The following is an 18820-nucleotide window of genomic DNA, read 5'->3' on the forward strand; positions in this document are numbered from 1 at the left end:
GCATGGCGACGGGCAAGCAACACGGCAGATCCGGCGGCCAGGCAGTGTTAGGTGCCTTCGACCAGGCCAGCCTTGCGGCAGCGAATTTCCTCCTGGGCGTGCTGGTGGCGCGCCTGGGTGGCGTGACAGCGCTTGGCGCTTTCGCGTTTGCCTATGCGTTGATCGTACTGGTGAACATGATTCACGCTGCGGTCGTTGCGGAGGTCTACAGCGTAGAAGCAAGTGTGCCGGAGGGCGTTCGCCGCTACGGCGCAACGCCGCTGCTTCTGGTCACGCTGGCGCTGAGCATGGGCTGTATCGGTTTGATCGGTCTGGCTGGCGTCTGGTCGGACGAGCTTCGCGCGGCCACCTGGCATCCGTCGTTCGTGCTCGCCACGCTGCTGAGCACCGGCTACTGGTCGGTGAAGCCTTTTTATTACCGGCAGATGCGTCCGTTCGTTGTATTCGGTGCCACCGGCGTTTACGCAGTAGTACTGCTTGGTAGCGCATGGATGGGGTATCACTGGCAAGGCGCCGCATGGCAACCGCTGTGGTCCGTAGCGATGGGTGCGGCGGCGGCTTCCTTGCCCCTGTGGTTTGCGGTAAGGCAACCCGATCCGGTATGCGTTGAACACTTCAAGCGCTACCTGCACGCAACCGGGAAGTACTCTGCCTGGGCGCTGCCGGCGGCGCTTTTGATCTGGGTCAACAGCAACGGCTATCTGTTCGTGATGCCACTGTACGGAGACGCCGTGCAGACCGGCGGTCTGCGCGCCGTGCTGAACCTCGTTGCGCCGATCAACACCTTGTTGGTCGGCGCCTGCACGGCCGTTCTGCCGATACTGGCCAACCTCCATCGCAGCGGTAATACACAAACGTATGCGCGGACCGTCCATCGGGTGGCGACGGCGCTGTTCGTGATCACCCTGCTTGGCGGGTTGCTGGTCGCTCCCTTTAGCCATTGGCTGATCGTGCTGATTTACGGAAAGGACTACGGTGACTTTGCCGACGTATTGCGCGTCGCTGCGTGGCTGCCGGCACTGTGGGTGGTGGCGTCCGTTTATCGTTCCGCGATTCGCGCGCAGGCCAATACGCGCGACCTCTTCAAAGTCTATGCGCTGGCCCTGATTCCAGTCGGTCTGATCTTGATGGCCGTGCTCGGCCGTTACGGCGCCGCCGCCGCGGTGAAAGGCATGCTGGCTACGCAGCTGCTCGTGGTGATCGGCTTTATCCATTACTTCCGGCGCCGGATGCCCGCGCATGGGACAAGCGTATGAAGACATTTACCTTTGCAAAAGCCAACACGGCCAAGCTGATTCGTTTGCCACTGTATGTCCTGGCTGGATTGCTCGCCTTGGTGTTTCCGCGTAATCGGCAACTATGGGTGTTTGGCCGCAAGACCGGTGTGGGCGAGGGTCCGCTGCGCCTCCTGCGCGTGGCTGCCAAGGAATACCCGCAATTGCGCCTGGTCTGGATTGCTCAGGAAAAGTCGCACTATGACGAGGCCCGGCAGCTTGGTCTTGAGGTCTACCAGAAATCCTCCTGGCGCGCCCATTGGTTGACGCTGCGTGCCGGCGTCGGCGTGGTGACACATGGCTTCGGTGACCTGTGCCGTCCGTTTGTACCCGGCATGTACCTGGTGCAGCTGTGGCACGGCTCGCCGTTGAAGCGCATTCATCTGGATGCACCCAATGCTCAGCGGACCGGTGCCAGCGGTCGTAAAGGCCAGATCGGCGCGTGGTTGGTGGCGCAGATGTTCAAGGCATCGGCGGCGTTGATCCGTTGCATTCCCGCAACCGCGCAAATCGTCAGGTCACGCTTCAAAAGCGCATGGGGCTGGCGTGATTTCGGGCGCATCCGCCTTACCGGCGATCCGCGCTGCGACGTTCTTCTGGAGGGCGACCCCGTCTCGCGCAGGGCGGAAGCGATACAACGGCTTGCCGATATCTGGGACACGCCTGCCCTGCCGGCGAAACTGGTGCTGTTCGCGCCCACCTGGCGGGATGGCGAGGCCGACCCTACCTTGCCGCATGCCGAAGTGCTGCACGCATTGAATGAGCTGCTTGCCAGGCACAACGCCTGGTTGGTGGTGCGATCGCATCCATGGGGTGTGGCGCAGGAAGATATCGGCAGCATGGAGCGTGGACGCATACGCTTCCTCAGCGCGTCCATGTTGCACGACGTCAATCGCGTACTGAATGCCTTCGATGTGCTGATTACCGATTACTCCGCCATCGCGATGGATTACAGCCTGCTGCAACGGCCGATCGTCTTCTTCGCACCTGATCTGGAGGCTTATCAGCGCAGCCGCGGCCTGTACGAAACCTATGACGAATTCACCGGCGGCGAATGGTTCGCGGATTGGCATGGCGTGGCTACCAAGCTGGCATCGATCCTCGGTGACGAAAAGTCCGCGACCCAGACCGCCGAAAACACGGGCATTCGTCTGGCCCGGCGCTATCACAACCATGTCGATGCGAACAGCGCGCATCGCCTGTTGCAGGAAATCGCTTCGGACCTGGAACTGCCCCAACCCGGCCAGGATGCGCCACTGGACATCCTGCACGTTACCGGCTGCCTTGGTGGTGTGGAAACCTACCTGCAGTTGCTGGCTTCGCACAATGATGCGAAGAAGCTCAAATTATCGTTTGTATTGCCGCAGTCTTGCGCATTGGAGACGTACGCCATCGCGCAAGGAGCGCCGGTCAACATAGTGCCAATGCGGCGATCGATTGCACCGTGGTCGGACTTCAAGGCCGCCCTGGCATTGCGCCGCATCGTTCGTCACAGCGCGCCCGACATCGTGCACCTGCATAGCTCCAAGGCGGGATTGGTCGGCCGCCTCGCCTGCCTTGGACTCGGGGGCAAGCTCGTCTACACGCCGCACGCTTATTTCTTTCTTGCCAAAAAGGGCTTGCCACGCTGCTTGTTCATGGTGGCCGAGCGCTTGCTCGACCGGATGGCGCGCAGCACTACACTAGGCACTTCACCGTCAGAGGCGCAGCGCGCCATGGGCGACGTGGGATGTCCGCCCGCTCGGGTCGAGTACATCCTCAACACAGTCGATCTGGAACGGTTGATCGAACGACGCAAAGGATGTAGCGGCAACCACGTGGTGCTGGTGGCGCGCGTGAGCCCGCAGAAAAACATCCCCATGTATCTGGACGTGGTGCGCCGCCTGCGCGATGCATCAAACGTACCGTGCTATCTGATCGGCGTCGGCCATTATGAAGACGACCGGCAGCAACTCCAGCGCATGATGCGCGAGGCGCGACTGACCGAAGACGACCTGCATGTCATCGAATGGCTGCCGCGGTCCGAGGTGGTCGAGTTGCTTGCCACGGCGGGGGTCGCGGTACTCACCTCGCACTATGAGAGCTTCGGCTACGTGCTCGCCGAAGCCAACGGCCTGGGTGTGCCGGTGGTCGGCACCGACGTCGACGGTATCCGCGACATCATTCGCCATGGTCAGAACGGTTACCTGGTACCGGCTAACGACGCCGCCGCCATGGCGCTGCGCATCGAAACCTTGCTGAAGTGGCGTGAAGGCCGTGAGGCCATGTGTGTGGCGGCATGCGACGAGGCGGCCAGGCGCTTCGACATACGTCAGGCCATGCCTCAATTCGAATCGTTCTACCTGAGGCAGGCGCGTGGACATTGAAGGCCGCAATGCTTTGGCGACGCGTATCGTGTTGCTGTGCCTCTGCTTCCTGCTGTCGGCAGCGGTGGCGGGCTTGATGCCGATTCCATTGCTGTATGTGGACGGCATCACCATTCTTCAGACAAGGCCGAACTTGGCCGTGTTCGGCAGCTCCTACGAGGCCTCGGCTTATCTGTTTGCGCCGCTGTTCGATCTGTTTCGCGACGTCGGGGTAAGGCTCGATGCTTATGGCCGCGTATTCGATGACAACCAATTTATCGTCAATGTGAGTTTCGGCGCCTTGTTCTTTGCCGGCATCGCATTACAGGTGTTCGGCTGGCGCCTGCGGGCGGACTATTCAAACACGCTCCGCTTCGCGTTCTTCACGATTGTCCTTTCGCCGTTCTTTTTTTGCATATCCAAGGAACTGCTGCCGGCATGGCTGGCCGTGGCCGTGTTGATGTTGCACCGGTCCGGCACGCTTGGCCGTCGCGGCATGTTTATCGCCTACGTCGCATTGATGGCGCTATGCGGACTCTACTTCCGCGTCTATTACCTGCTGTTCGCCGCATTGTTGCCGCTGCACTGGATGTTGGATAGGCGTCGCAAGCTGCTGGCGCTCGTGTACCTGCTTGGCGCGGTCGTCGTTGCCGTGGCTCATAACAAGCTGCCGCTCGACCTGATCATCAAAGGCCGGGCTGACTATCTGGGTGACGTATCCAATAGCCGTATCCAGTATCTGCTTCCGGATGACAGCGGCATCGGTTTTATCGGTAACCGCTTCATTACCCTGTTGCAGTTGCTGTTTCCTGTGACCCTGCTATCCGTCGGCCTGTCGTATCTGCCTTATGTGATCCTGCAATGCCTGCTGACCCGGTTGATGTTCAAGCGGCTGATGGATCCGCAGCGCGGCTTGCGCACGCTGGCTGCCCATGCCTTGTTGACTTTTACGATCGTGGGGGCGTTGTTCGAGCCTGATTTCGGTTCGTATTTCAGGCACAAAGTCAGCGTATTGCCGTTTCTGTTGTTGATCGTGGCCGAGTTTGAATGGATGGATCGCTGCCCGCTGGCAAGGGGTCGGCTGAAACGGCATCGAGGGATAGCCCATGCGGAATGACCCCGGCAGCGCACCGGCCCGTTCCGGCCCATTCCAGTCCATTCAGGTTCTGCGCGGCGTCGCGGCACTGATGGTCGTGGTCTATCACTGGCACGATGTCGAGCAGGCTTTCGGCAAGGGGCCCGCGATACTGGATGGTCTGGTCCGTTTCGGTTACGCCGGCGTGGACATCTTCTTCGTCATCTCCGGTTTTGTCATGGCGATCATCGCGAAGGGGCAGTTTGCATCGCCGCACCATGCAGGTCGGTTTCTGCTTGATCGCGGCCTACGCGTTCTGCCGCCGTACTGGATCTACACCAGCATGGTGGTCGCGCTGTCGATCCTGGCGACGGGCGTATTGAATGCCGACAGTGCCGGCAAAAGCATCCTCGCTTCCTTTGTGCTCTGGCCGCAAGCGGGCTTTCCCTTGCTACCGGTGGGATGGACGCTCACTTACGAAGCCTACTTCTATCTGGTTGTCGCGATAGCGATCGCCACGGTGCGGGAGCAGCGCTTTACGGTTTTTCTGTGTGGATGGGCGGCGTTGATCAGTCTGGCACCGCTCCTGCGGCCAGACACGCCGTGGCAGGAAGTGATAGCCAGTCCCATGGGTTGGGAATTCATCGCCGGCGCGTTGATCGGCATCCATTGGCAACGGTTTCCCGCACGCCTGGCAAGCCCGATGTTCTGGTTGGGCACCCTGGGCTTCTTGCTGGCCGCGATGCTATTGAACACGCTCGGTATTTACACGCACCCGCCCTGGCTACGCACGGTGGTGTTTGGCTCGTGCAGCGCGCTGATCGTGCTGGGTCTGGTCGTTGGCGAAGCGGCGTGCCCGCGTCCAGCGTATCGAGTGCTGCGAAGGGTCGGCGACGCGTCGTACTCGATTTATCTGTCCCACCTGTTCGTGATCAAGCTGGTCGCGCACCTATGGGTTCGAACCGGCATGAATCAAACACCCTGGACGCATCTTGTCTTTGCCCTCCTGGCCTTGGCGGCGAGTGCGGTGGTGGGTGTGGTTTCGTACCGCTGGCTGGAACGTCCCTGTCTGCGGCTGGGCAAACGATGGCTGCAAGGGCTCCGGTAATGGTGCAAACCCCGCGGCGAAAGCGATTCGTGCAGTGTTCGGTGCTGGCCATAGCGTTGCTTGCTTCGCTGTCCGGACATGCGCTGGACATGGAGGCCGGTGCGGCGATCCACTTCGCCCGTCACAACGCCGATCTGCCGATGATCACGCGGCTGGTAAAGCAAGCCGGATTGACCTCCTGGCGAACCTCACTGGTATGGGCCGCCATCGAGCGCGAAAAGGGGCATTACGCCTTGCCGGCTCGCTATGCGCGCGTGCTGGAACAGGCTCGCGAAGCCCAAGCGCGTGGACAGCGTCCGCTGTTGCTATTGGGCTACGGTAATCCGCTCTACGAAAAGGGCGGTCTGGTGACCACCGAAGAAGCCCGCCAAGGCTTCGCCCACTACGCACACTGGGTGGCCACGCAGATGAAAGGCGTCGTGCGCTACTACGAAATCTGGAACGAATGGGATGTGGGTTTCGGCTCCACCACCCAACCGCGCAGCATCGGTAGTGTCCGGGACTACGCGGCGCTCGTCCGTGCGGCCGCAGCGGCCATTCATCAGGTGGACCCCGACGCGATCGTTATCGCCGGCGGCGCCACCAATGAAGACTCGCACTGGTTCGAGGCCTTTGCACGCACCGATGCGCTTTCCGCCATCAACGGAGTTAGCATTCATCCGTACAACTACGGCAAGCCATCATGGGGTCATACGCCGGATGCGGCCATGGCATGGGTCGACCAGGTCGAACGCATGATGGCGAAGGCAAGCGGCCATCCCGTCGACATGTACGTCACCGAAATCGGCTGGCCCACCAGCACCCGCGGCTACAGCGAAGACGCCGTGGCCGAGTATCTGACGCGCTTTATGGAACTGGCCAAGGCTAGCAAACAGGTGCGTGGTGTGTGGTGGTACGACCTCATCGATGACGGCAGCGATCCGGATAACCGAGAACATCGTTTCGGCCTGTTTCGCCAGAATGGTGAACCCAAGCCCGCAGCGCTGCGCATGGCCGAATTCAATCGCTGAGGCATCGGCCGATACCCTGCCGCACACCGATAGCGGACCTGTGCTGCGGCAGGCTTATGGCGTGGTCATCACCGCCCCGCGTCGATACGTGAATACCGTTTCGATCGCGGGGGTGGTGCACGGAGGTCGCCGTGTCAGAGGAAATACGTCGCGGTGAACCAGGTCTGCGATCGATCCGGCGCCATCCCGCGCGGTGTGCCCAGCCGAAAGGCCTGCGCAAGATCCAGCCGCAGGCGATTCCTGTATTGGTAGGTCAGGCCAACACCGTATCCCGCGGCCATCCAGGTATTGTCGCTGCCAAACACACCACCGTTCCGATTGATCTGTCCACGTCCGACATCGGCGAACACGCGCGTCGACACCCCCGTCAGCCGTGGAATCTGCTGGCTCAGATCCAGGGATGCGAGCGCGCCCTGATCGACGTTCGGCACATCGTAGCCGTACGCACGCACCGCGTTCGGACCGCCCAGCGACATCTGTTCCGAGGGATCCAGATGCTTGCTGGCCAGCTGCGCGCTCACCCTCGCACGGATGTCGGCACCGCGCCAAAGCAGCTGGGTGAAATCCGCACTGCCGGTCCATTTGGTGGACCGGCCCGACGTCCTGGGATCGGCAGTCAAGCCCAGGTCAACCAGCCACAAACTACCGACATCCAGTTCGCTGCTGTATTGCAGACCGTTGGGTTTGCCGGCGAGCTGCCCATAATGCGTGCCGTAGGCCAGCAGGCTGGCAACGTTCGAACGACGCAAGGCATTGATGCCGAAAAATTCGTCATTGAGATTCTTGCGGCTGTATTGGACGCCCATGCGGAATTCATTGCGTGACGTCAGTACAAGGGGGTGGTTCGCATAGAAGCTGACGACGGATGCGTAACCGCTGCCCAGATCCTTCAGTCCGCCACCCAGGGCGTAACCCACCTTCGAATACTGGATGCCGGCGCGCGTGCCCGAGAAACCCAAGGGCGCGTCGTACGAGGCAAGTCCAATCCACGTACGCCCATCACGGCCGATGCGGTCCTGCACGCTGCCGGGTGCGGCGTAACCGAGCACACGCGCACGATCGCCGATGCCAAGCGGGTTATTGACGGTCAACTGGGTACCCACGCGGTAGCGCCCGCTTCCCGCCGAGCCCGCGTTATCCGTCACGACGGCCGCTTCGAAAGCAGGCGCCGGCGCGACATCGACCATCACCTTGGTGCCGCCTTCCGTAGCGCCTTCCGTCAGCGTCGGCGTGATGGAGGCGACGCCGGGCAGCGCGCGCGCCAGGTTCGCGGCATGCAATACCCGATCGACGCCGCCTTGCTCGCTTGCCGACAACGTGGCTATCTGGCGGGTCCGGAAAATCCGCTCGAGCGTATCGTCCGATACCCGTGAACGATTGCGCAGCGTGATGCTTTCAACACGGCCGCGAATCATCTGGAACCGCAAGGTGCCCTTGCTGGCGTCTTGCTCCGGCACCACCACAAAAGTGAGGATGCCGTAGTGGCTTTGCAGCAACGCAGTGAGCTTGTCGCGCACTTGCACGATCTGCGCGAACGTCAAATCGCGCCCCTCTGCGCTGGCGAGCAAGCGGCGTACCTGCATGGCCAAGGGTTCGTCGAGCGGTTTGTCGAGCTCAAAATGCTGCACATAAACGGTTTGCGGCGGTACCGACGCAGAGGGCGAGGATGCGCCCGGATGGATGGGGTCCGGGGGCGGCGCCGCGGTACGCGTATCGTTATCCGGTGCAAGTAACCCCTGGTTCTGCTGAAGAATGTTGCCCGCGCTGTTGCCGGCTGGCGCGGTCTGCGCATACGCATGAGGGACGGCGCATAGCGCCAGGATGGCGGCATAGAGCGGTGTGGTGGGAACAGTATGGAATGGGCGGCCGAAGCGGCTGAGAGCGTTGATAGGTGAATGCATAACGAAGAATGATGTGAGTCAGTAAGTCAGGTGGCGCTGTGCATGGGGCACAGCAGTGCGCGCATCGAATCTGCTTGGGCGGATCGCATCGCGATGCATAAACAGGCCGCCACCGGGGTGACGCTCACTCATCAGGTGTCTTGTCAGGCGAGGTGCCGCGCTGGCCGATGAGGTGGCGAGAGAGAACAGCGCCGGGCTATATCGATAGCGCGGGCATCAAGTGGACTTCGTTGAAGTACCGCATCGTCGTGTACCGCCAAGACGATCCTTGTTGATTCCTTCCATGGGGCCTCGTTCTCCAGGTTGTTGATGCGACACGTCGTTCGATGACGACATGTACGCAGTCCGTGTCAGCCCGTATCAAGCGGTTTGCTCAACGGAAAGGGAGGGTGACGGATGTCGCACAACTATAGAAAGACGAAGGCCTTTTTTCCTATATGACGATTCTGTTTTTCCCTGAGGAAAAGTACGTTTTTTCTCGAGGAAAATAAGGCGCGCGGTGGTATCGAAGAGACCATTTAGCGGATGTCCCAGCGCGCGAAGGCCCCCGCGTGAACCACGCGGAGGCCTCGCGGATGACACCTTTTAGTGCGTCAGATCGAGATCGATCAGGGACACATCGTTACCGATCACGGTGAACGGACCTTGCTGGTCAAAGACGGGCGCATTGCCGACCCCCCGCAAGACCGCACTGCCATCGATCGTCAGGCCCTCGGGCCCCACGATGATGCGGTTGCCTTCCAGCGTTACCTTCTGCTTGCTGGGGTCCGCGCCACGCTGCCAGGTGGTCAAGGCAGCGCTATACAGGTTCAGATCGCCGTCGCTGTGCACCGTGATGTTCTGTCCATTGAGACGGCCACGGATATCCACCGTGCCGGACGATTCGTCGCTGCTGCGGCCACGGATCAGAATGTTGCCTGCGCTCGGCTCGCCAGGTGCTGACACGTCACCGGAACGATTGAGCGCATCGATCTGGCCGAGACTGCGCACGATCTCGCCCTGGTTGGGCGTGTCGGTATACGCCTCCAGTTGGGCATAGCCGTTGTCGACCGTGATACGACCATCGTTGGCCACGAGCGCGTTGTTCGTCGACGTGAGGGCGTCCACCTTGCTCACGCTGCCATCGTTGCTCTGACTCAGCTGGACCATTCCGCCGGCCACCATGCTGAGGTTGCCTTTACCCGTGGTAATCCGGCCGCTGGTCAGGTTCAACACTTGGTTGCCAATCAAGGTGACGCCGGTTTTGGTGGCGATCGTGCCGTGGTTTTGCACCAGGCCTTGCTGGCCCGAGCCACTGGACGTGTTCACGTTCCAGGTGTCTCCCATGAGGAAATCCTCGTCAGCGAGGATCGAGCCCGCCGCCAGGGTCACGCTGTTGGCGTTAATAGTTCCAGTCGGGCCGATCACAATCCCGTAAGGGTTAAGGATGAACACGCGGCCGTTGGCGGTCAGCGCACCGTTGATGGTGCTCGTCTTGCCGGAGGTCACCTTGTTGAGCACCGCGGCATTCGCGTTCGGCTGCAGGAAGTTGAGGCTCTCGCCGAAGGCGATGTTGAAGTCCCGCCAATCGATGATCAGCTTGTCGGAGGTCTGCACCACGTTAGTGGCGTCGCCGGCAGTGGTGATGCTGCCGGAGCCAGCAGTAATCACTCCGTTATTGGGCAGGCCAGGCAACGCATTCGCCGCGCCATAGGCTTGGCCCGGTTGATACACGCCTGCCGCAAACGGCTGCCATTGACCCTGCTCGTTCACGCTGTACCCGGAACCCGCGTCGATCGTGCCGTTCAGCGTGACCTTGTCCGAGGCGATGGTCATTGCATCGCCGGAGCGCAACAGCCCGTCTTCGGTCTGCGTGACACCCTGCTGCCCGGTGATCGACACGGTCGACGTGCCGATCACGTTGCCGTTGAGGTGGATGAGCCCATCGCTGGAGAGCGTCACGTGGGTCGCGCTAACGGTGTCGATCGAGCCGCCGCCGGTGGCGTTGATAGTCAGCTTGCCATCGTTGTGCAGCGTGATGTTCTGTCCGGTGAGACGGCCGCTGATCGTTGCCCCATAGGGCGACGAGAAGTCGCTGTGCCCACTGATCAGGATGTCGCCCGCGCCCAGCTCGCCCGGGACCGGCGCGGTGCCGGAGCGATTGATCGCCTCGATTTCGCCGGTATTGTGTATGAGCTCATATCCAACGGATGGGAAGGAATAAACCTCCAACTGGGCAAAGCCGTTGCCGGCCGTGATACGGCCTTCGTTGATGAGCGCTGAGTCAAACATCGCGCCGTCGACGTCCAGTCCGCGCAGGCTGCCATCGTCGTTTTGACGCACCCGAACGTGGCCGCCGGCCACTAGGCCGATATTGCCGTTGTCGCTGCTGATCTGGCCATTCCCGAGGTTAAACACTTGGGTGCCCAGCAGCGTGGCGCCGGTCAGCGTGGCGATCGTGCCTTCGTTTTTCACCGGGTTGGATAGCGTGAAATCCAGCGTCGACACCGGCGACGCGTTGTCCTTAAAGAAATCCTCGTCGGATAAAGAGCCGGCTGCCAGCGTGATGCTGTTGGCATTGATGGTACCGCTCTTGCCGACCACAATCCCGTAGGGGTTGAGGACAAACACGCGACCGTTGGCCGTCAGCGCACCGTCAATGGTGGTTGTCTTGCCGGAGGTCACCTTGTTGAGCACCGCGGCATTGGCGTCTGGCTGCAGGAACGTGATGCTCTGGTTGGCCGCGATGTTGAAGTCCAGCCAATCGATGATCAGCTTGTCAGAGGTCTGCGCTACCTGGGTCGTGTCGCCATTCTGAGTGATGCTGCCCGCACCGGAGGTAATCACTCCGCCACGTGTCAGGCCGGGCAACGCATTCGCCCCGCCGTAACCTTGGCCCGGTTGATACACGCCTGCCGCAAACCGCAACCCGTTCACGGTGTACCAGGAACCCGCGTCGATCGTGCCATTCAGCGTGACATTGCCCAAGGAAGTGAGGGTCATCGCATCGCCGAAGCGCAGCGACGCCTCCGCGGTCTGCGTGACACCTTGATATCCGGTGATGGATAAGCGCGACGCGGCGGTAACGCGGCCAGCGATGTTCGTTCGTCCAGAGCTGAAGAGCGTCACGTTGGCGGCGTCAATGACGCCGTGGCGGGTGATGTCCAATTGGTTGGTGGAGACGGTGACGCGCTGGGCAGTGAGGGCACCATCCACGGTCGCTTGCGTGCCGTCGACCCACAGTTCACGACCGATCGAGGCATCTTTCAAAGTGACGTTATCGGCGCGTACCGTCATGCTGCCGGAGGCGTCGTCAAGGGTGGTGGTGCCAGCCTGTTGCGCGAAAAGGCTCAATCCCTGCGCAGTGATCGAACCCCGTGCACTGGTGATGTCGCCGTTTTGAGTGAACGTGCCCTTGTCATTGGAACTAGTGAGAAACAAGCTGCCCAGAAACTCCAGGCCGCCAGGACCCACCGTGATGTTTTGGCCCGACAGCCATACGCTGGACGCGGCCGGCCCCTCCGTTGACGCAAGCAGCGCGGCCCCGTCGACATTCAGATCGCCGGTACTGCGAGCGTAGATTTGATTTGCCGAAATGGTGCCGCGCAGATCGATGGTCGCCTTCGCACCGCCAGTCGCAATCAGGGTCGCACTGGTGGCACCGATCAGGCCGTCCATCCCTTTGGCCTCGATCGTGCCGGTATTGCGTACGATCGCAGTGCCCGATGTACCCGTACCCGACGCTTGCACGCGTACCCCACCACCCGCGGTGATGTGTCCGTCATTGGCGGCAAGCACGTTCGTTTGGCTACCGTCTAGCGGCAACATCCCGATCGAACCGTCCGGGAGCAGAATGAGGTGCGCCAGTTGAGCGGCCGCCAATGTCACCCACCCTTGCTCGGCCGTGATTTGTCCGCTCGGCCCATTCACCACTTGATTGCTGAACAGGTAGGCGCCCTGCGGTGCGGTGATCGCACCGTCGTTGCGAATGCCATCACCCTCACCGGGCGAACCCAGCAAGAAGGAGTCGGCGCCCATGAAGTCACTATCGCGTAAATCCGCGGTCGACAGCACCACGCTGTTCGCGTTGATGGTTCCCTGTGGGCCAACCACGATGCCGTTTGGATTGATGACGAAGACGCGCCCGTTGGCGTCGAGTGCGCCCTGGATCTGGGTGGCAGTGGATGCGCCCACCACGCGATTCAAGATGGCCGCGTTGGCATTGGGCTGCTGGATGTTGACGCGTTCGCCCTGGCCGATATCGAAGTTATTCCACGCCACGATCGCCCGATCCGAGTGCTGCTGGATGGTGGTGGTGGCGCCATTCTGAGTGATGCTGGCATCGCCGCCCGTGACATTGCCGTTTTGCACGGCGGCGGCCTGTCCGCTCGCCAGCAGGGATACCAGTAGCGCTAGCGGTTTCACGCGAATCTTCATGGATGGCGTAGCGCTTAGATAATTTTTATTCATTCCTTTCATACAGCCTCGTACTCCTAAGGGTTGGCCAAGCACATCGTTCGATGACGATGTGCATGCGGTCCATGTCGGCGCTTATCAGAGCCGTTTGCTCTATAACGAGCGTGGTTACGGATGTTGCGACAACATAGGGAGATGAAGGCTTTTTTTCTATTTGACGGTTACTAGGCGCCAGGCTTAGTTGGGATGGATGCAAGCGCGTGTCTGGCCGGCTAGCGCGAAAATGTGCGTGTTTTTGCGCTTATGGTGCGTGTAGAGCGTGTTGTGGATGGCCTGGCATGGAATGCGGTGGTTTTGAAAAATCAAATTTGTAAGAAGATGTGTGCTTGGAAAATCGCACGCCGAGGGGCTCGCGCTTTTCTTCTTCTGCTCTCTGGAGCACGCGGGGAGAGCACATGGATTGCTCGGCTCTGAGGAGCGAGGAGAGGGGTCAACTTCGCGATGAGCTTGCAAAGAAACATCGACGCGGTTCTGATTTTCCCCGCAAGCGCAGCCCCTCACCCCAACCCCTCTCCCTGGAGGGGAGAGGGGGCTGTTATGGCATGAGTGAGAGATCCGCAGCGCCGACGCTTTTCTTCCTCTCCCCTCTGGGGAGAGGATTGAGGTGAGGGGGCAACCTCGCGACGAGCCCAAAGAAACATCGACGCGATGTGAATTTCCCCGCCAGCGCAGCCCCTCACCCCAACCCTCTCCCCGAAGGGGAGAGGGAGCAAAGCAAACGCGGCGAAATTTCCATCGCCACAAATTCGCCTGTTCTTGAACAACATCGATCTTGCTTATGCAATCGTATGCGTGTCGGGCGTGCCCATCCGAGTGATGACCACGACACGCCCGACACTAGAGAAGTAGCGCGGATCGCCTGGGGCGCAACCCAAACGATCCGCTGGCCACAACAAACTACAGGAGAGTTCGCCATGGTTATCCCCGATTTTACGGCACGCACGCCTACGCGTGACCCCGCCAAGCCGACATCAGCGCTACTTCACCGCCGCTCAGACTGCGCGGCGTCGGGCCCAAGTGGGTAATCGTCCTAGCGGAAGTTGGCGATTCCGCTGAAACGAGCAGGTTTTTCCTGCAGTCCCTTCGCCCGCGCGCAATGCGCGGGCGACCTAAGCGCGTGGAGAACACCGATGGAAAGCACCTACATCGACCCGTTCGGGTTGAAGCACTATCTATTGTCCGAAGACGACTACATCGAACTGAAAAACCTTCAGCGCCTGCTGATGATCATGTCGAATGTCGGCAGCGACGAGGAGTCGCACACCGACGAAGATGGCACCGTGATGATTCCCCGCTGGGAAATGCAACTCACCTTTCAGCTGATCAGCAGACTGATTGGTGAGGCGCTGGAGCAATTGGAGCAAGGCAACCACATCGAACATCGGGACCACAAGCGGCATTGATCAAGCGAAGGCCAATGCAGGTCGGATAGGTTGGGGTAGGTTGGGTAGGTTGGGTTAGCGCAGCGTAACCCAACGGATCTCCACCGAAGCGACAACCATCGTTGGGTTACGCGGAGCTAACCCAACCTACCCCAACCTACCCAACCAACGTGACGGGTCGGCTCGCCTTGCAACATCGCTGTCATGGAGTTTGCTTACGGTGACCAGCATGACGCATGCATATGATTCTCATTGGCAGCTTTCGGGCTGCACCGATGTGGCAGCCGTCTTTGTCTGTGACGGTGTGGGCCGGCGCGCATGACGATGTCGCGACGTGATGTGTTGCGTGGCGCGGGCGGGCTGCTTGGCGCGTATGTGCTGACCTCGGCCGGGCGCGTGCTGCGCGCGGCGACGCCACCGCCGATGAAGATGCCGATGGCGATGCGCAGCACCGCCGCCATGCTGGCCGCGCCCAAGGTGCCGCTGATCAATCCCGCCTCGCTGGCGCGCTTTGTCGATCCCCTGCCGATTCCGCCGACGATGCGTGCGGCAGGACAGCGTGCGCACAAGGCGTATCCCGGCCAGCAGCTGCCTTACTACCGCATGGAGATGCGCGCGTTCCAGGCCAAGCTGCATCGCGATGTGCCGGCGACGCCGTTGTGGGGTTATGCCGGTTCGTTTCCGGGTCCGACCTTGGAGGCGCAGCGCAATGAGCCTCTGTTGGTCGAGTGGGTGAATGCGTTGCCGGCGCAGCATTTTTTGCCGATCGATCACAACATTCACGGCGCCGGCAAAGACACGCCGCCGGTGCGCGTGGTCACGCATGTGCACGGCGCACGCGTGCCGGCCGATGGCGATGGTTATCCGGAAGACTGGTACACGCCCGGCCATTCGAAACTGTACCTGTATCCCAACGGGCAGGACGCCGCCACGCTGTGGTATCACGATCACGCGATGGGCATCACCCGGCTGAATATCTACGCCGGCCTGGCGGGCGCGTATATCGTGCGCGATGCCGAGGAGCAGAAGCTGGGCTTGCCTTCCGGCGACTACGACATTCCGCTGATCCTGTGCGATCGTTTGCTGGCGCAGGATGGCCAGCTGTATTACCCGGTGTCCGATGATCCTTCCGCGCCGTGGGTGATGCAGTGTCTCGGCAATCTGCCGCTATGCAACGGCAAGATTTTTCCGTTTCTTGAAGTCGAGCCAAGGCGCTATCGCTTCCGCCTGATCAACGTCGCCAACACCAGCTTCTTCGATCTGTCGCTGTCGCAGGATCAAGCCTTCCAGCAGATCGCCAGCGACCAGGGTTTGCTGAGCAAGCCGTTGGAGCGCGTGCGGATCGAGTTGTATCCGGCAGAACGCGCGGATGTGCTGATCGATTTTTCGGCGCTGGCCGGGAAATCGGTGCAGTTGCGGCATCAGTCGCAGGGCATTGTGGAATTTCGCGTGCGCAGCAGCGCTACGCGCGATGCCTCGGTGTTGCCGTCCGCGCTGCGCGAGGTGCCGCGCATCGATCCGGCCAGCGCTGCGCGTCATCGCGTGATGACCTTGAACGAGATTGACGACGCCAACGGCAACGCGCTGATGATGTTGCTTGACGGCAAGCACTGGGCCGATCCGATCAGCGAGAATCCGCGGCAAAACAGCCTCGAAACCTGGAGTTTCGTCAATCTCACCGGCGATGCGCATCCGATTCACCTGCATTTGGTGCGCTTCCAGATCGTGGATCGCCGTCCGTTCGATCTGTTTGCGTGGAACGCGCATCGTCAACTCACCTTCACCGGTCCCGCCGTAGCGCCGGAACCGCATGAGATGGGTTGGAAAGACACGGTGCGCGCCGATCCAGGCATGGTGACGCGCATCGCGATGCGCTTCGAAGGCGAACCGGGACGTTATGTCTGGCATTGTCATTTCCTCGAACACGAGGACAACGAAATGATGCGGCCTTACGAAGTGCTGCCGGCGACTTCGTAAAGTGTGCGTGAACGCAATGTGGTGACGCGTCACGTTTATCGCGACGTTTGTCGCAGCACTGTCATGCGGTTCAGACTCCGTGTCGCGGGCTTGCCAACGTTGCGTCATGTAAGCGGCGCACACTTGCGCTGCTTGCGCAGGGGCTCGACTGTGTGCGCAGGCGTAATCAGGGGGATTACTTCGATTGCAGGCTTTCGCAGAACGCCCGCAGGAGACACCAGTCATGCCTACGAAGTTTGGCCGTACCCGTTTCAAGCCCTTTGTATTGTGCGCATTGGCGACCGGTATCGTCGGTCTCGCCAATGCGCAGACGTCGAATCCACCGAATGACGCCCACTTTCGCGCGAACGTGCCCAGCACCGCCACCACACCGGTGAACGGTCAGCCCGGCGGCGTCGTGACGATCTACAACGGCGGCAATGGCCAGGACGCCAGCAACCATACGCGTACGCCGATCAAGCACGTGATTCTGCTGATCGGTGAAAACCGCACCTTCGATCACGTGTTCGCCACCTACACGCCGCCCGCCGGCCAGACGGTGAACAACCTGCTGTCCGAAGGCATCGTGAAAGCCGACGGCACGCCCGGTCCGAATGTGGCCAAGGCGGCGCAGTGGCAGGCCAGCCAGACTGGCGACTATACGAATTCCCCGACCCGCACCAGCGCGTATACCGATCTGCCGGAAATGAACACCGGTGGCGCGCCGACCCAGCCCTATCTTGCTTCCGCGACGCAGGCCGAGGCGATCGAGCCCGCACTGCCGACTGCCGATTACGTCGAACTCGCTGAAGGCGGCACCGGACTGCCGAACGATGTCGTCGATACGCGCTTCCCGGCCACGCTGGGGAATGCGCCGGTCAACATGCACGCATCGATCAGCTACAACGACTACGCCAACAGCCCGGTGCATCGCTTCTTCCAGATGTGGCAGCAGCTGGATTGCAACGTTGCCAACGCCACGCGTGCGAACCCCAGCGGTTGCCGCGCCGACCTGTTCCCGTGGGTGGAAGTGACCATGGGCGCCGGCAACAACGGTGTGACGCAGCCGGCCAATTTCACGGATGAAAGCACCGGCGAAGGTTCCACCTCGATGCAGTTTCTCAACATGGCCCAGGGCGATGCGCCGTACTTCAAGCAACTCGCCGAGCAGTATGCGTTGAGCGACAACTTCCACCAGTCGGTGATGGGCGGCACGGGCGCCAACCACATCATGCTGGGCTTCGGCGATGCGATCTATTACGCCGACGCGAACGGCAACCCGGCGGTGCCGCCGAGCAACCAGATCGAAAACCCGAACTCGCAGAGCGGCACCAACAACTGGTGGGTGCAGGACGGCTACAGCGGCGGTTCCTACGTGAACTGCGCGGACGATACGCAGCCGGGCGTGGCGGCGGTGCGCAGCTATCTGAAGACCCTGCCGTATCGCACCTTCCGCGGCACGGATTGCAAAGCGGGTGCGTATTACCTGGTCAACAACTACAACCCGGGCTATCTGGGTACCGGTGAGGCGGCGCCGCTGGGTGCCGACCAGTACACCGTTCCGCCGACCAAACAGCAGAACCTCGCGCTGCTTTTGACGCGCCATAACGTGAGCTGGAAGTACTACGGCGAAGGCTGGTCGAACGGCACGGAAGCCGGTGAAGCCGGCACCTTCTGCAATATCTGCGATCCGTTCCTGTATTCCACGCAGGTCATGATCAACCCGACCCTGCGCGCCAACAACCAGGACATCAACAACCTCTACAGCGACATCCAGAACGGCACCCTGCCGGCGGTGGCGATTGCCAAGCCGGACGGATTGCTGGACGGCCATCCGGCCTCGTCCAAGCTGGAGCTGTTCGAAGGCTATGTGCAGAAGATCGTGCAGATGGTGCAGGCCAACCCGACGCTGTGGAACAACACCGCGATCATGATCACCTTCGATGAAGGTGGCGGCTACTACGACTCCGGTTATGTGCAGCCGATCGACTTCTTCGGCGACGGCACGCGCATCCCGCTGCTGGTGGTGTCCAAGTACTCGACCGGTGGCCGCGTGGTGCACACGTACTTCGATCATGTGTCGTTCGACAAATTCGTCGAAGCCAACTGGGGCATCAACGAGACGATCTCGGGCCGCAGCCGCGACAATCTGCCGAACCCGATCCAGTTCCCCAACAACCCGTATGTACCGGTGAACTCACCGGCCATCGGCGACCTGATGGATATGTTCAACTTCGCTCATGGCTGGCAGTCGGACAACGGTAGCGTTGCCGCAACACAGAACTGAGTATCCTGCTGATCCATACCCCGTCCA

At 61.1% G+C, this 18820-nt stretch carries 10 protein-coding genes; 8 read left to right on the forward strand and 2 right to left on the reverse strand.

The window, feature by feature from the left end:
- Window positions 1–2: 2 nt before the first annotated feature.
- The 5 genes from ISP19_RS05250 to ISP19_RS21470 are packed head-to-tail and all read left to right on the forward strand — an operon-like array spanning window position 3 to window position 6812.
- Entirely contained in the window at window positions 3–1256 is a 1254-nt protein-coding gene (locus ISP19_RS05250) for a lipopolysaccharide biosynthesis protein (RefSeq protein ID WP_204680306.1), read from the forward strand.
- Entirely contained in the window at window positions 1253–3640 is a 2388-nt protein-coding gene (locus ISP19_RS05255) for a CDP-glycerol glycerophosphotransferase family protein (RefSeq protein WP_204680307.1), read from the forward strand. The genes ISP19_RS05250 and ISP19_RS05255 overlap by 4 nt, the downstream gene beginning before the upstream one ends.
- On the forward strand, window positions 3630–4736 hold the full coding sequence (locus ISP19_RS05260; protein WP_204680308.1) for a hypothetical protein: 1107 nt from the start codon (window positions 3630–3632) through the stop codon (window positions 4734–4736). Before ISP19_RS05255 ends, ISP19_RS05260 begins: the two co-directional genes overlap by 11 nt.
- Window positions 4726–5802, forward strand: coding sequence for an acyltransferase family protein (locus ISP19_RS05265; RefSeq protein WP_204680309.1), 1077 nt, complete (start codon window positions 4726–4728; stop codon window positions 5800–5802). The genes ISP19_RS05260 and ISP19_RS05265 overlap by 11 nt, the downstream gene beginning before the upstream one ends.
- Window positions 5803–5831: 29 nt before the next feature.
- The gene (locus ISP19_RS21470) at window positions 5832–6812 is read left to right on the forward strand and encodes a glycosyl hydrolase (protein ID WP_204680310.1); all 981 of its coding nucleotides are present in this window, start codon (window positions 5832–5834) and stop codon (window positions 6810–6812) included.
- A gap of 134 nt (window positions 6813–6946) precedes the next feature.
- Here ISP19_RS21470 and ISP19_RS05275 read toward each other — a convergent pair whose 3' ends face one another.
- Together ISP19_RS05275 and ISP19_RS05280 are read right to left on the reverse strand one after the other, a co-directional pair.
- Window positions 6947–8713 (reverse strand): ShlB/FhaC/HecB family hemolysin secretion/activation protein, encoded by a 1767-nt coding sequence (locus ISP19_RS05275; RefSeq protein ID WP_204680311.1) that lies wholly within the window; start codon window positions 8711–8713, stop codon window positions 6947–6949.
- Between the two features lie 585 nt (window positions 8714–9298).
- Entirely contained in the window at window positions 9299–13117 is a 3819-nt protein-coding gene (locus ISP19_RS05280; RefSeq protein WP_204680312.1) for a beta strand repeat-containing protein, read from the reverse strand.
- Window positions 13118–14298: 1181 nt separating this feature from the next.
- Here ISP19_RS05280 and ISP19_RS05285 point away from each other — a divergent pair.
- The 3 genes from ISP19_RS05285 (at window position 14299) to ISP19_RS05295 (ending at window position 18793) form a co-directional block, all read left to right on the forward strand.
- The gene (locus ISP19_RS05285) at window positions 14299–14571 is read left to right on the forward strand and encodes an XAC0095 family protein (RefSeq protein WP_204680313.1); all 273 of its coding nucleotides are present in this window, start codon (window positions 14299–14301) and stop codon (window positions 14569–14571) included.
- A 297-nt stretch (window positions 14572–14868) separates the two neighbouring features.
- Window positions 14869–16527, forward strand: coding sequence for a multicopper oxidase family protein (locus ISP19_RS05290; RefSeq protein WP_204680314.1), 1659 nt, complete (start codon window positions 14869–14871; stop codon window positions 16525–16527).
- 223 nt (window positions 16528–16750) lie between these two features.
- Complete coding sequence (locus ISP19_RS05295) at window positions 16751–18793, forward strand: alkaline phosphatase family protein (protein ID WP_204680315.1); 2043 nt, start codon at window positions 16751–16753, stop codon at window positions 18791–18793.
- The last annotated feature ends 27 nt before the right edge of the window (window positions 18794–18820 follow it).

Origin of the sequence: Dyella flava (genome assembly GCF_016904955.1) — a bacterium.
GTDB lineage: Bacteria > Pseudomonadota > Gammaproteobacteria > Xanthomonadales > Rhodanobacteraceae > Dyella_B > Dyella_B flava.